Source organism: Roseibium sp., assembly GCF_965216085.1.
Lineage (GTDB): Bacteria > Pseudomonadota > Alphaproteobacteria > Rhizobiales > Stappiaceae > Roseibium.
The window spans coordinates 3297331-3310484 of the sequence record NZ_OZ244138.1 but is presented as its reverse complement, the minus strand read 5'-3'; the positions used below and the strand labels follow the sequence as shown (position 1 = coordinate 3310484).

The window sequence follows — 13154 nt, the reverse complement described above, 5'->3', positions numbered from 1 at the left end:
TGATCTGTCGGGTGACTTGATAGGGCTCCGGTCGGTTACGGGCGGACAAACCGGTTCCAACCCCGGAGAGGCACATGGCACTTGCCAGCATGACAGGTTTTGCACGCGCACTTGGCGAGTCTGGCGCGGTCCGGTGGACGTGGGAGTTACGATCGGTCAACGGCAAGTCGCTCGATTTAAGGATCCGGATCCCAACAGGTCTGGAAACGCTGGAACCCAAAATCCGCGAACGCTGTAGCAAAGTTTTGCGCCGGGGCAATGTTTCGATTGGTCTTGCCATGCAGCGCGATCAGGCTGAAAATCAACTTCAGGTCAATGAAGCAGCGCTTGAGTCTGTGCTGTCAGCGATCAAACTCTTGGAAGCCCGAATCCCCAATGTAGCGCCGCCGACTTTGGACGGCATCTTGGCGCAAAAGGGTGTCTTTGAACTGAAGGAACAGGACGAAGACGAAGCCGTACAGCAAGCGCTTCACAATGCACTGCTGACCACTTTGGATGTTGCCCTGATCGATCTGGTCGACATGCGCCACACGGAAGGTGCTGCGATCGGCAAAGTGGTCCATCAGCAAGTCGATAAGATTGCGAATCTGACTCAATCTGCCGAGGACCTTCCAGCGCGCCAGCCAGAAGCGATCAAAGAACGCTTGAAAAAGATGGTGTCTGAGCTTTTGGATGCCGCTGATGCGCAGCTCGATCCTCAGCGGCTGCATCAGGAAGCTGTGTTCCTGGCAACGAAGGCCGACATCCGTGAAGAGCTGGATCGGCTGCACGCGCATGTCAGTGCGGTGCGCGAGCTTTTGGACACGGGCGGAGCCATCGGCCGGCGGCTTGATTTTCTTGCACAAGAATTTAACCGGGAAGCCAATACCCTATGCTCCAAGTCCAATGATGTGGATCTAACGGCAATCGGGCTGGACTTGAAAGCCGTCATCGATCAAATGCGCGAGCAGATACAAAACCTGGAGTGAAGCGGTCATGACGGACGCAGCGGTTGGAACAACGGTAAGCGCAGATGAAGCCGAGCAGCAGCGCCGAGGCTTGATGCTTGTGCTGTCATCGCCGTCCGGGGCGGGCAAGTCGACCATTACCCGACTGCTTCTGGAAAAAGAAGATAATCTGGAGCTTTCTATTTCCGTCACGACCCGGCCGCGCCGGTCGAGCGAAGTGGATGGCGTCCATTATCACTTCCTGGAGCCTGGGCGTTTTGAACAGATGCGTGAACACGATGAGCTCCTGGAATGGGCCGAGGTTCACGGTAACTACTACGCCACGCCACGTGGTCCGGTGGAGAATGCGATTGAGAGTGGACGGGATATCCTCTTCGACATCGACATTCAGGGTACATTTCAGCTGTATGAAAAGATGCGCGCGGATGTGGTTTCCGTTTTCATTCTGCCGCCATCCATCGCTGAAATGAAATCCCGGCTGCACCGCCGCGCCGAAGATGCCGATGAAGTCATCGCGAAACGTATGAAAACCGCAGTCGGTGAAATGCGCCATTGGTCTGAATACGACTATGTCGTCGTCAACGACGATCTGGAACGGGCCTATGACAATGTCCGCGCCATTTTAAGAGCTGAACGGCTCAAGCAATCCCGTTCGCCCAAGATCGGCGGATTGATCCAAGGCATGGTCGGTGATCTGGAAAACGAGCTGGCTCCCAAGGGCTGACGCGAAAACGTCGCGCTTTGCGGAATTTACCGGCCTTTGTGATCTGTCTGGCTTAGAGGGCGTCGGATGCCTTGAAGGTATTCGCTAAATCAACAAACCCGGCAATATCGATTTCTTCTGCGCGCGCTGTTGGCTTCAATCCTGCCTCTTCAATCAGCATTTCCGCATCAGGAGACAGTGCTTTCAAGCTGGCGCGCAGCATCTTTCGCCGTTGCCCAAACGCTGCTGCTGTCAGCTTCTCAAGGCTGTTAAGATCGCAGGGTAGGGGCGACATGTTTGGTGTCAGGTGGACCACAGCGGAGGTCACCTTTGGCGGCGGTGTAAACGCTTTGGGGCTAATGTCAAACAAGATACCGCCCTTGCAGCGCCAGCCGGCCAGCACGCCAAGCCTGCCGTAGTTTTTGGACCCAGGTGTCGCGGCGATACGTTCGCCGACTTCCTTTTGAAACATCAAGGTGAGCGACGACCAAAACGGCGGCCACTCTGGTGTGGTGATCCAGTTAATGAGCAGCTGGGTGCCGACATTATAAGGAAGGTTTGCGGCGATCCGGACTTTGCCGCCGCCTGTAAGCGCCACCGGATCAATGTCCAGCGCGTCCCCCTCGATCACTTCAAGGCGCCCTGGATAGTGGTCTGAAATCTCAGCCAAGGCCGGAAGACAGCGGCTGTCCTTTTCGATCGCAACAACTTTTTTTGCGCCAGCTGCCAGAAGCGCCCGCGTGAGACCGCCCGGTCCCGGCCCGACTTCCAAGACGGTGACATCGTCGAGGCTGCCGGCAGAGCGCGCGATCCGGGATGTCAGATTGAGATCCAGCAGAAAATTCTGGCCAAGAGACTTTTTGGCGTTGAGGCCATGCGTGGCAATCACCTCGCGCAGGGGAGGCAGGTCGTCGATTTGCGCCATCTAGTTAGGCCCGGATCCGAAAGTTTTCAGGGTGCGCCAGCGCATGGGCCATGCGGATAGACGCAGAGAAGCTGTCAATGCGAGCCATGCCGGTTCCTGCCAGTGTGTAAGCAGTGCCATGATCTGGAGAGGTGCGGATGAAGGGCAGGCCAAGCGTTACATTCACGCTGTCGTCAAAACCGATTGTCTTGGCCGGGATCAATACCTGATCATGATACATGCCGAGCACACAATCGTATTTCAATCTGGCATCAGGATGAAACAGCGTATCTGCAGGGTGTGGGCCAGTGGCATGGATTCCCGCCGCCTTGAGCCGTTCAACAGCGGGCTGGATAACATCCCGGTCTTCCGTTCCCATCGCACCGTTTTCGCCAGCGTGGGGATTGAGGCCACAGAGCGCAAGCCTTGGCGCAGAAAATCCGAACCTAGTATTCAGATCCGAAGCCACGATTTGCGCGGTCTCAACGATGAGATCTTCCGTCAGGGCCTGTGGAACTTCGTGAAGAGGAATATGAATTGTGACCGGGACAACCATGAGGTCTGGTCCGGCTATCATCATGACCGGTTTAGAAGGTAAGTCAGGCCAATGTTTGTGAGCAAGCTGGCCCAAAAATTCCGTATGACCGGGATGGGTGAACCCGGCCTTATAGAGAGCCGCCTTGTTGATCGGGTTGGTCACAACAGCGATAGCCCTATCCTGCAGGACGTCTTCGACGCAATGTTCAATAGAGGCCAGCACCGATGCCGCCGTTTCCGGATTTTCAACTCCCGGAGTATCTGAGAGTGCCGGACCTGTTTGAACGACGGGCAGAGCGTGGGAAAAACACGCGGCAGCGTCTTCCGGCGTGCAGCTCTCCAACGTGACATTCATTTCAAGTTTTTCAGCACGTTGGCTGATCAGGCTAGTGTCGCCACGGATATAGAAGGGGGGGAGACCGAGTTTCTTGCGATTATACCATGCTTGCAGAGTAAGGTCTGGCCCGATCCCGGCTGGCTCTCCGAGCGTGATGGCAACTGGTTTTTCAAGTTTGGCCATTGGACATCAACGGTAGATGATCGTCGAGCGGCGTTTGGCATCCATCAAATAGCGGCGGGCCTGGCTTTCGCCTTCCTTCGCGCGCAGCTCATTTTCCAGTTTGGTCCGCATGGCGATGTCCGAAGCAATCTCACGCATGCCGCAGATCGCGATCATTTCAAACCCGACCGGTGTCGGGCTTGGTTTTGTGAGCTTGCCAATTCCTAGAGATTTAACTTGTTCAATTAAATTCGCTGGGATTTCTGTCTCAAGCCGCCGACCGATCGGTTGGACAACCACTTCGCTGTATTGGCCCAAGACTGCTCCCATCTCCTCGCAGCTTGAAAGCGCGTTGCGGATCTGGTTGATTTCGCGTTTGCGTTTTGCCTTGAAGCTGTTGGATGATTTCTTCGGCACGACGACAATCACTCGTTTCAGGTCATATTCAACCGACGTCTTACGGTCTTCTTCGTCGGTCTTGCGTAAGGCAGCAATAATGTCGGATTCATCGACATCAACACCGCCGCTGAAACGCCGCCGCACCAATTTGCTCCAGGCAAGCTGAGCTTTCAGACGTGCTTTCAGCGTGTCAGCTTTAACGCCGCCCTGGCCAAGGGCTCGGGTCAGTTGAGACGGGTTCATTTTGACATTGCGCGCAATGTTGCCATAGGCGTTGTTGACTTCCTGATCGCTAACGCTGACCCCCATCCGTTTCGCCTCGGACAGTTTGACCTGATCGTCGACCAGTTCCTGCAGCGCTTCCCGGCGCGCCACTGACGCTTTTTTACGCTGTGTCAAGGTGATCAGCCTGGCCCGCTGCGTGATGTCATAGTCCGTGATTGGGACGTCGTTTACGATAACCTTGATCGCAGCTTCAGCCGTTGGCGCGATCGGCGCAGCCAATAAGAGAGCCAAAAGTGCTGACAAGATGACGAAGCGGTTGCGCATGGAATTCTCGTAAATGCTGGCCAGATTGATGCGGTTATTCTATCGGATAACAAAGAGCTTGGCATATTGAAATGCCAAACTGGATGATTGCGCAATATATGCGCCCGTTTAGGGCGGTAAAGTGGCACGCAAATACGATCTCGATTGCTACCGCAGCAATCCCTAATTGGAATTCATAGAATTGCTCTGGAACTGCGTGTTGCCAAGCGTTCTCAAGCCAACCCGGAAGAACAGAACTTTGTTGGTGGTGTCGCCATCATTCCGGCTGCGGTCTTCAGAATAGGACATAGAGAGCGAAAAGCCTTCATCGTCGTAACCGACACCAATGCCGTCTTGGACGATGTTGCTGTTCTGAAGGTCATAGCGCATGGAGCCGAACACGCGCCAATTGTCTTGCAGGCGCAGGCTGGCCGACCCTAAGAGCTCTTCGCGCCGGTCGACAATCCCGACATTCGGCTGGGCATCAAGGAATGCGTAAGCGACAGAGGATACCAGAGGCCCGTAGATCGCACTTGCCTGCGCTTGCAGACGGTTGACCGAAAAATCATCTTTGTCGAAGCGCGCCTGGGTACCGAGCTTGATGCCGTATTTTGTATCCAGATAAAGGCTGCCGACGTAGTCGGACAAATCCGTTTCAAGGCCAGAATCCTGAGTCGCCCCTAAGATGTCCGGTATCTTGTAAGAGTTGTTTCCAGCCAAATGATACGATCTGCCGAACAGGCCGGTCAGGTAATGACCACTGTCTAGCTGCAATTTATAGTTCAGGCCAACGTTCAGGCGTGTACCGCCTTCGGCCCGGTCAAAGCCGGAAAATTTGTCGGTATCAAACAGCGTCGTTGTATCGAAAACGATACTTTGCGCATCATCATTCGGAAGTTCACCGATCCGCTGTTCATTCGGGCGCGCAATGATTTGTGCAATCGGTTCAAAAATCTGATTGCCGCCATCAAAGGACGCGATGATGGGGTAGCTGTATTCCAGACCGACCGCAGGCATTGCCCGTCCGACGAAGCTTTCGTTGGCGAGCGCCGTGACGTCTGAATCCGGGGATGCCAGGAAAAACAGATCGCCTTTCATATAGGCAAATGGTGTGAAGCTCTGTCCAAGCGGGTCTATGAACGTCCGGCGCCATGTCCCATCCATCGAAAAACGGGAGAATGTCCCGTCGACGCCCCGGAACCTGGCCGTCGTGCCGCCGTCAATCGAAAACGCGTCAGTCTCTTCACGCGTCAAGGATGTGAAATTCGCGGTCAGAGCCAATTCGCCGTCCAAAACCGGGTCTGCGAAGACAAAGTCATAATCAGCGACCGGGAGAACGAACGGCTGCTTGCTCTGCAAGGAGCTACCGACGGGCGAGAAGCCGTTTGCATTGAAATTGCTTGAAGTGTAATCCGCCTGGGCAATTTGGAATGCATATGCATTCACACTCAGCCCGTTTCGTTCAGTGAGCCCTTCGAAATACACGCGGGAGGTCTCATTTCCGCCCCAGCTCGTAAACGAATAGTCTTCAAAAAACGCCCGGTCACTTTTGTAGGTTACGTCCCAGCCAAGGTTCCATGCGCCGCTGACGTTGAATTCACCGGTTGTCCGGAACGCGCCGCGGGTGTCGCTGTCGGCTCTTTGGGTATTAAACTGATCCGGATCGAGCTGATAAATCCCGCCGGCTGCTAGTGTAAATTTCCCCTTCTGGAACCGTTGCCGGAACTCGAAGTCCGCGAAGAGGCCCTGTTTCGTGAGCGGAGTAAAGGTCGTTGTCAAATCCCGGTGCGGGCTAAGAGCCCAATAGTAGGGAACGTTGACACCAAAACCCAATTTGTCCGCAATAACCCAATTCGGGATCAAGAAACCGGAATGCCGTTTCACGGTTGGATCGGGCATCGATAAGTAGGGCGCGTAGATTATCGGTTTTCCGAACAGTTCAAGCGAAGCATGCTCGAAGCGGATGACCTTTTCCTGCTTGTCATGAACAATCGTCTTGGACCGGATGCGCCACAGCGGTGCTTTTCCGGCAGGCCGAGACGGATTTGTATAGACCGTGTAGACGCCATTTTCGATGGTCGTCACATTGCCGTCTTTGCGCCGCGCTTGCTCAGCAATGAACCGGGTCCGGTTCGGCATATCAATTTGCAAGGACCGCGCGAAGGCTTCCGCGAAGTCCTCTGACATTTGCAGTTCTTCGGTCCGGAGGACATTTCCTTCGGTGTCCAGGAAGATAACGTTGCCCTTGGCAAAGAGCTGCTGGCTGGCCCGGTTGAAAATGATTTCGGCGGCTTGAACGGTGTTGCCGTCGTAATAGACCTGCACATCACCGCGCGCTGTTATGATGTCACGGTCGAAATCATAGGTCAGGTCATTGGCTTCCAAGAGAAGCTCTGCGTCTTCTGAAACCGTTTGTCCTGAGAGGAAGTTCGCGGAGTCTTGCGCGGAAACACTAGGAGCATGCGTCAATAGCCCAGCGGTCACAGTAAGCGTGCTTACTGCTGCCAACAAACAGGCTCGTCTGGCCCAAGTCTCTGTCTTCAGAAAATACGGAAAAGTCATGAGCTTTAGCCGTCTTCCTGATGCAAGAGAATTGTCAAACCCATGAGTACTCCAAATATTCCTGGCGCCCACGCAGCTACCAACGGAGGCACAATACCCGCTCCTCCGAAATCTTTCGCCAGTTCGGTTAGAACGTAAAGCACGAACCCGGACAGGATTCCACCCAGAATCATACGTCCAAGCCCTCCAAAGCGTGAAACTTTAAGGGAAACGGCCGCTGCGATCAGAATCATTGCGATTAATAAAAGTGGTCGAGCCAGCAAGGATTGGTATTGAAGATTATACCGATACGCCGGTAATCCGGCATTTCTGGCCAATTCGATAAACCGCGGCAGGTTCCAGAACGAGATCGATTCGGGCGAGCCGATGCTTTCGCGAACTTCTGTCGCAGTCAAAAAAGTGCTGATTTGATAGAGGCTGTAAGTCTGTGGATCATCTTCAGTCGTATAAACGATTGCATTATCCAGATGCCAAGTCTTGTCGCCGAGCCGGGCTTGTTGTGCCTCAATCCGCTCCCGGAAAGTGCCATCTTCGTCAAAAGTGAAAACGGTGACAGACAAAAGGCGGGTTCCCTGGTCCAAAAGCTGTTCGGCCCGCAGAACAGATTCGCCATCAAGGCCGTCTTGCCGGACCCAGACTTCGCCGGAACTTTGCAACAGGAACGTCTGGTCTGCGCCGAACAGGCCAGCCGCGGCTTCTTCCGATTTCTCCTGAAGATAGACAGCGGCAGGATTGTAGACCGTGATCGAAAAAATCCCGAGAGCCAGGCCGACAGCAACCGCCGGTGTTGAAAACTGCCAGGCGGAAATACCGGCAGCCCGGGTCACAACAAGTTCCAGTGCGCGGCTAAGCGTGACAAAAGCAGCGATTGCGCCAAATAGAACAGTGAAGGGGATCACCTGTTCTAAAAGCAGCGGCACCCGGAGGAGGGAAATGTAGGCCACCCGCATCACAGTGAAGCCTTCCCGGTCGCTGCCACGGCGCACGAGTTCAAGAACGTCGAACAGGAACAGCAGCACGGCCGCAAAAAGAAAGAGGCCCAAAATAGCCTTTAGGAACCGGCCGGAGAAATAGAGGGAAAGTGTGCGGCCGAGGATCATGTGGTGCTCCCGGCGCGGTTCTTGTTCAGACGGTTGGAAATCGCCTCGATCCAATCTCCGATTTTCAACTGCAGGCGCTGCAGGCTCTGTGATTGTTTTCCTTGGTGTCCGCGCAAGATAGACACCAGAGCCAGTCCTCCGCCCACGACCGGGACTACGTAGCGCATGGCGTATAAGGCAAGGCTGTCATTTGAAATCGCGGTGACGCCAAAACCGGTCGTCCGCAGAAGAACACAGCCGAGAATGGCACCGACAATTGCAACGCCACGGCCTTGGCGTGTTGTCCGGGCGATGCCGAGGAACGCAAAGACGATCAGCGCGAAGGACAAGCAGTAGAGCGGTAAGCTGAACCTTTCATGCACTTCGGCGCGCAAACGTTCCGGATAGCGGAGTGAATAGAAGTCATTTCCAGGAGGCTGGAACAGGGTTTTAGTGCTGCGTTCGCTTGCCTTGTAAACCGGTTCACCGGCTTCCGGAATGAGGTTGGACAAATCGAATGCATAGGACTGGAACCGGACAATGGAGATGTCGCCCTGTTGTTTCGGGCGTCTCTGAATTGTGCCGTTTTGCATAACCAGCAGTGTCCGTCCCGCCGCCTCCACGATGTTGCCGCTGTCTGCTTGATAGGTGAAGGCGGTGTCGGTATCGCGTGTGTCGTGCATCAACAGGCCGTCAAGCGTGCCGTTGCCGGACCGGTTGCGGATGTGGAAGGTCAAACCCTCTTCGACATTGATGAACTTGCCCGGCTTGACGATGTTCGCCACCAGATCGGCGCGTACCCGTGTGATTTCTGTTCTAAGCTGAGCCAAGCCGGCTGGTGCCACATAAAGAGAAAAGCTGGCCACAATCAGCATGATGATGGTTGCGAAGATCATGACCGGCTTGAGTACCAGAAACCTGGAGCCGCCACTGGCGTCGATCACGATCAGCTCGCTGTCGCCGGACAAGGCGTTGAGGACCAGGATCAGGCCGATCATCAGAGCGAACGGCGCCACCGTCACAATCAAGAACGGCAGCGCAAGCATGGTGATTCCGATGAACTGGACGATCGTTTGCCCCTTGGAGGTCACAAGGTCCAATTGCCGAAGCGCCTGCGTCGCCCAGACCACGCCGGTCATAGCCGCGAGGGTGAGCGTAAACGCATAGGCCGTCCGCCGGATGATGTAGCGTTCCAGCGTGTTCATGGCAGCTGCCGGAAACTCCTTACAAATCTCATAAAATTCTCTTCATATTGAATAACATGGAATGTGGTGAACGGCCCATGAAAGAAGATGGTTAATATACATTAATTTGCTGAAGATCTTGCCGAAAACGCTTTAGAACGCCATGATTTAGGCAATCTGCAACACTCCTTTGCTGCCACCTCAACTCTGACTGGCCTGCGGGTTCCCGCAAGAACAACAACATCAAGGACAAAACATGACACGACTGAACAAGATCTCTTTTGCAAAGATCGGGACACCGGCCAAAGGTGTGGTTGTTGGGCTGGCAGCACAAGGGCTCGGCACCGGTGAAATTACAACGGGTCTTGTTTCAGGCCTGACAGGCGGTTTGGCACGGGTATCTGAAATCGGTGGGTTTTCTGGAAAGGCAAAAACAAGCCTCGACCTCGTAGCGCCTGCCGGCCTCGACCTCGACCGGCTGATCTTCTTTGGAATTGGCGCTCCGGACGAGCTGACACGCGACGATTGGCGCAACTTTGGCGGCGCGGTTTACGCCAGCTTGAAAAAAACAAAAACCGAAACGGCAACCGTCCTGCTAGACGCGCCGGAAGGTGTCGAGTTGGGCGCCGAAGAAGCTGCTGAATTTGCCATGGGTGCGAAGCTCCGGGCATATGAGTTTGACGCCTATAAAACCAAAAAAGATGAGGATGAGGCGAAGAAGAGCCTCAAACTAACCCTTCAGGTGGCCGATCCGAAAACAGCGCGAAAGGCTTGGAGCACTGCGGACGCTATTGCCGACGGTGTCATCCTTGCTCGGGATCTTGTGAACGAACCGGCCAATGTCCTTGGCCCGGTTGAATTTGCCGCTAAGGCGTCCGCGTTGGAAAAGCTTGGTGTTGAGGTGGAGATCCTCGGCGAAAAGGAAATGAAGAAGCTGAAAATGGCCGCGCTTCTTGGGGTTGCCCAAGGTTCTGTTCGCCCGCCGCGCTTGGCTGTCATGCGCTGGAACGGTGGTAAGAAGGCGGACGCGCCTGTTGCTCTCGTCGGCAAAGGTGTTGTCTTCGATACGGGCGGTATTTCGATCAAACCGGCCGGTGGTATGGAAGAAATGAAGGGCGATATGGGCGGGGCAGCGGCTGTCACCGGCGCCATGCACGCTATTGCCGCCCGCAAAGCCAAAGCCAATGTGATTGGCGTCATTGGTCTTGTTGAAAATATGCCGGATGGCAATGCGCAACGCCCGGGTGACATTGTGACCGCCATGTCCGGAACGACCATCGAAATCCTGAACACCGACGCAGAAGGCCGGCTCGTTCTGGCGGATGCCATGTGGTACACGCAAGACAAATATAAGCCGGCGATCATGATCGACTTGGCAACACTCACCGGCGCCGTGCTGGTGGCTCTCGGTAATCTGAATGCCGGGCTCTTTTCCAACAACGATGATCTGGCGGACAAATTGCTGGCATCAGCCAAGGCCAGCGGCGAGCCGCTGTGGCGCCTGCCACTTTCCAAGGATTACGACAAGATCATCGACACACCGAACGCGGATGTGAAAAACACTGGCGGCCGGTGGGCTGGATCCATCACAGCGGCACAGTTTCTACAGCGGTTCGCCAATGATGTGCCGTGGGCGCATTTGGACATCGCCGGTACCGCTTTTGGTGCGCCGAAGGACGACATTTGTCAGAGCTGGGCCTCTGGTTATGGCGTCCGGCTGCTTAATCAGCTGGTGGCCGACCATTACGAGAAGTGATGTTTGGCCGGGACAATTCGGCAAAGAAAAACCCGCCAAAACGGCGGGTTTTTCAAATGAACAGTAAGTCCGGAAGCTCTTAGCAGGTCTTATAGGCCTGACAGGCGGTTGCTGGTTCAACCAGAAAACCCATGCCGATGGTGGCGCCGGCAACACCTGCCACCAAAGCGCAAAACACAAATACTCGTGCAAGCATACAAAATCCCCAAGTTGGCCAGGTCGGGAAACCGCTCCCCAGCCGCAACGCATGATCAACAATGATCGTCCCCGGATCGAAAGAGTAAGGGGTCGATATTTTCGGAAGGTTAATGCAACGAGTCGGCTATGGTGTCCACGGCTGGTTTTCCCCAAGGTGAATTTGTTCACTGCCCTGTGGCCGTGCTGCATCACTCAGGCGAACCTGCGTTGAATAGATCTTGAGACTAGGCAAGCGTTTTAGAACCTTGAAGCAAATGACCGTTGAAACCAAATGACTGTTGAAGTTGTCTTTTACCATCTCCTGCACAAGCCGTTGGAACTTGCTTTGCCGGAATTGTTGCAAAAATGCCTGGACCGGGATTGGAAAGTGGTCGTCCAAACCGGGAGCCAAGAGCGCTGTAATGCGCTGGATGCGCATTTGTGGACCTATCGCGATGACAGTTTTCTGCCGCATGGCACCAAGGCGGATGGTTACGCCGAACAGCAGCCGATTTATCTGACCAATGAGCAAGACAACCCGAATGCGGCCGATGTCCGGTTTCTGGTCGACCGGGCCGCACCGCCAGCGCTCAATGATTACAAGCGGGCGATCTATATGTTCGACGGCAACGACCAAAGCGCGGTGGAAGAAGCGCGGGGGCGCTGGAAAGAAGCCAAGGCGGACGGGTTTCAAATCGCCTATTGGCAACAAACCGAAGCTGGTGGATGGGAGCGCAAGGCATGAGCAATGAGACCGTCCATTCAGATCGGGAGTTCATGGCGCGCCGGGACGCGGCGCGTGAGCGCATCGATGAACTGACGGGTGCCAAAGGCGGCAACACCGACGACCGGCTCGCATGGTTCCATACGGTTTACAAGGAAGCGGGCGGCGATCCCGCAGCCATTCCCTGGGCCGATCTTGCACCAAAGGATGCCATTGTTGAATGGCTGGCAAAGAATCCGGGTGAGGGCAGGCGGTCCATCGATATTGGCTGCGGTCTCGGCGACAACGCCGAAGCCCTGGCCGCTGCCGGATACAGGACCGAGGCCTTTGACCTGTCGGAAGACGCGATCTCCTGGGCCAAAGAACGGTTTCCGGAAAGCTCCGTTTCCTACCGCTCCGCGGATCTCTTCAACCTTTCAGGCGATTGGCAAGACGCCTTTGATTTGGTTCAAGAGTGTTACACCATTCAAGCGCTGGATGGAGATCTCAGAGCGAAGGCGATTGAAGTGATTGCCGGACTGGTGGCTCCAGGCGGCACGCTGCTGATGATCAACCGCAGCCAGAGTGAAGATGGTGATGCCAAAGGTCCACCCTGGCCGATGAGGCCATCGGAATGGCGCCGATTTGAGGACTATGGCCTGAAACGCGTCCGCGAGGAATTTTACGACATCGAACGCCCCGGACGGGTCATCCCGCATGTCAGGGCAGAGTTTTTCAAAGAGGTTTAGAAAAGGCTATTTGGATTGGGACTAGGGAGTGCACGCAAAAATTAGATTGATCCCGATCACGTTTCAATTTCGCTAGAGGTAACCTTAATGCCGACAATTTCAATAATAAAACCAAGAGGCAAGAACATAAGGAGCGAAATGTTTATGAGTAGAAAAGTAGCGGTTTGTCCAGGTTCTCCTGACAAGATCTTTATGAACAGAGAAGTTCCCAGTGCGCAGAACGCTAGAGACGCGAACACAAATAAGATCAACCAGTGAAGCTTTAGCGGTTTTACTAACATTCCCAATGCTGCGCCCGAAGTCGCCGCTACTGTGCCAATAAATATCAATGTGTCATCCAAGCCGGGAACACTTGGGAAAAAACTGCTGATAACCCACCCGACAAAACCGGCTATTGCAACGAAGCTAATTTTTTTCATTGATGGAT

At 54.6% G+C, this 13154-nt stretch carries 12 protein-coding genes; 5 read left to right on the top strand and 7 right to left on the bottom strand.

Annotation, left to right across the window (positions count from 1 at the left end):
• Positions 1-74 precede the first annotated feature (74 nt).
• Complete coding sequence (locus ACOOFE_RS15540; protein WP_420410894.1) at positions 75-968, top strand: YicC/YloC family endoribonuclease; 894 nt, start codon at positions 75-77, stop codon at positions 966-968.
• 7 nt (positions 969-975) lie between these two features.
• Positions 976-1671 (top strand): guanylate kinase, encoded by a 696-nt coding sequence (gene gmk, locus ACOOFE_RS15535; protein WP_420410893.1) that lies wholly within the window; start codon positions 976-978, stop codon positions 1669-1671.
• Between the two features lie 52 nt (positions 1672-1723).
• On the opposite strand, the gene rsmA is transcribed toward gmk, so the two are convergent.
• From rsmA to lptF, 6 genes are all read right to left on the bottom strand, one after another.
• Complete coding sequence (gene rsmA / locus ACOOFE_RS15530; RefSeq protein ID WP_420410892.1) at positions 1724-2575, bottom strand: 16S rRNA (adenine(1518)-N(6)/adenine(1519)-N(6))-dimethyltransferase RsmA; 852 nt, start codon at positions 2573-2575, stop codon at positions 1724-1726.
• Between the two features lie 4 nt (positions 2576-2579).
• A complete protein-coding gene (gene pdxA, locus ACOOFE_RS15525) occupies positions 2580-3611 on the bottom strand; it encodes a 4-hydroxythreonine-4-phosphate dehydrogenase PdxA (protein ID WP_420410891.1) in 1032 nt (343 codons plus the stop codon).
• Positions 3612-3617: 6 nt separating this feature from the next.
• Complete coding sequence (locus ACOOFE_RS15520; protein ID WP_420410890.1) at positions 3618-4538, bottom strand: SurA N-terminal domain-containing protein; 921 nt, start codon at positions 4536-4538, stop codon at positions 3618-3620.
• 162 nt (positions 4539-4700) lie between these two features.
• Positions 4701-7025, bottom strand: a complete 2325-nt coding sequence (locus tag ACOOFE_RS15515; protein WP_420410889.1) for an LPS-assembly protein LptD — start codon at positions 7023-7025, stop codon at positions 4701-4703.
• Between the two features lie 59 nt (positions 7026-7084).
• Positions 7085-8179, bottom strand: a complete 1095-nt coding sequence (lptG, locus tag ACOOFE_RS15510; RefSeq protein WP_420410888.1) for an LPS export ABC transporter permease LptG — start codon at positions 8177-8179, stop codon at positions 7085-7087.
• Positions 8176-9363: an LPS export ABC transporter permease LptF gene (lptF, locus tag ACOOFE_RS15505; RefSeq protein WP_420410887.1), complete on the bottom strand. Its 1188-nt coding sequence runs from the start codon at positions 9361-9363 to the stop codon at positions 8176-8178. The genes lptG and lptF overlap by 4 nt, the downstream gene beginning before the upstream one ends.
• Before the next feature lie 235 nt (positions 9364-9598).
• Here lptF and ACOOFE_RS15500 point away from each other — a divergent pair, with 235 nt between their 5' ends.
• The 3 genes from ACOOFE_RS15500 to ACOOFE_RS15490 all read left to right on the top strand — a co-directional run bounded on the left by ACOOFE_RS15500 (position 9599) and on the right by ACOOFE_RS15490 (position 12727).
• Positions 9599-11098, top strand: coding sequence for a leucyl aminopeptidase (locus ACOOFE_RS15500; RefSeq protein WP_420410886.1), 1500 nt, complete (start codon positions 9599-9601; stop codon positions 11096-11098).
• A 469-nt stretch (positions 11099-11567) separates the two neighbouring features.
• On the top strand, positions 11568-12020 hold the full coding sequence (locus ACOOFE_RS15495; protein ID WP_420410885.1) for a DNA polymerase III subunit chi: 453 nt from the start codon (positions 11568-11570) through the stop codon (positions 12018-12020).
• Positions 12017-12727 carry a class I SAM-dependent methyltransferase gene (locus ACOOFE_RS15490; RefSeq protein ID WP_420410884.1) on the top strand — a complete coding sequence of 237 codons (711 nt, stop codon included), beginning with the start codon at positions 12017-12019 and terminating at the stop codon, positions 12725-12727. The genes ACOOFE_RS15495 and ACOOFE_RS15490 overlap by 4 nt, the downstream gene beginning before the upstream one ends.
• Positions 12728-12783: 56 nt before the next feature.
• On the opposite strand, the gene ACOOFE_RS15485 is transcribed toward ACOOFE_RS15490, so the two are convergent.
• Positions 12784-13146, bottom strand: coding sequence for a hypothetical protein (locus ACOOFE_RS15485; protein ID WP_420410883.1), 363 nt, complete (start codon positions 13144-13146; stop codon positions 12784-12786).
• Positions 13147-13154 lie beyond the last annotated feature (8 nt).

Bases quoted from the DNA above. Each gene is read 5' to 3' on its own strand.
- gmk (WP_420410893.1), top strand. From the start codon at position 976: ATGACGGACGCAGCGGTTGGAACAACGGTAAGCGCAGATGAAGCCGAG.
- rsmA (WP_420410892.1), bottom strand. From the start codon at position 2,575: ATGGCGCAAATCGACGACCTGCCTCCCCTGCGCGAGGTGATTGCCACG.
- ACOOFE_RS15490 (WP_420410884.1), top strand. From the start codon at position 12,017: ATGAGCAATGAGACCGTCCATTCAGATCGGGAGTTCATGGCGCGCCGG.
- lptF (WP_420410887.1), bottom strand. From the start codon at position 9,363: ATGAACACGCTGGAACGCTACATCATCCGGCGGACGGCCTATGCGTTT.
- lptG (WP_420410888.1), bottom strand. From the start codon at position 8,179: ATGATCCTCGGCCGCACACTTTCCCTCTATTTCTCCGGCCGGTTCCTA.
- ACOOFE_RS15485 (WP_420410883.1), bottom strand. From the start codon at position 13,146: ATGAAAAAAATTAGCTTCGTTGCAATAGCCGGTTTTGTCGGGTGGGTT.
- ACOOFE_RS15520 (WP_420410890.1), bottom strand. From the start codon at position 4,538: ATGCGCAACCGCTTCGTCATCTTGTCAGCACTTTTGGCTCTCTTATTG.
- pdxA (WP_420410891.1), bottom strand. From the start codon at position 3,611: ATGGCCAAACTTGAAAAACCAGTTGCCATCACGCTCGGAGAGCCAGCC.
- ACOOFE_RS15495 (WP_420410885.1), top strand. From the start codon at position 11,568: ATGACTGTTGAAGTTGTCTTTTACCATCTCCTGCACAAGCCGTTGGAA.
- ACOOFE_RS15500 (WP_420410886.1), top strand. From the start codon at position 9,599: ATGACACGACTGAACAAGATCTCTTTTGCAAAGATCGGGACACCGGCC.
- ACOOFE_RS15540 (WP_420410894.1), top strand. From the start codon at position 75: ATGGCACTTGCCAGCATGACAGGTTTTGCACGCGCACTTGGCGAGTCT.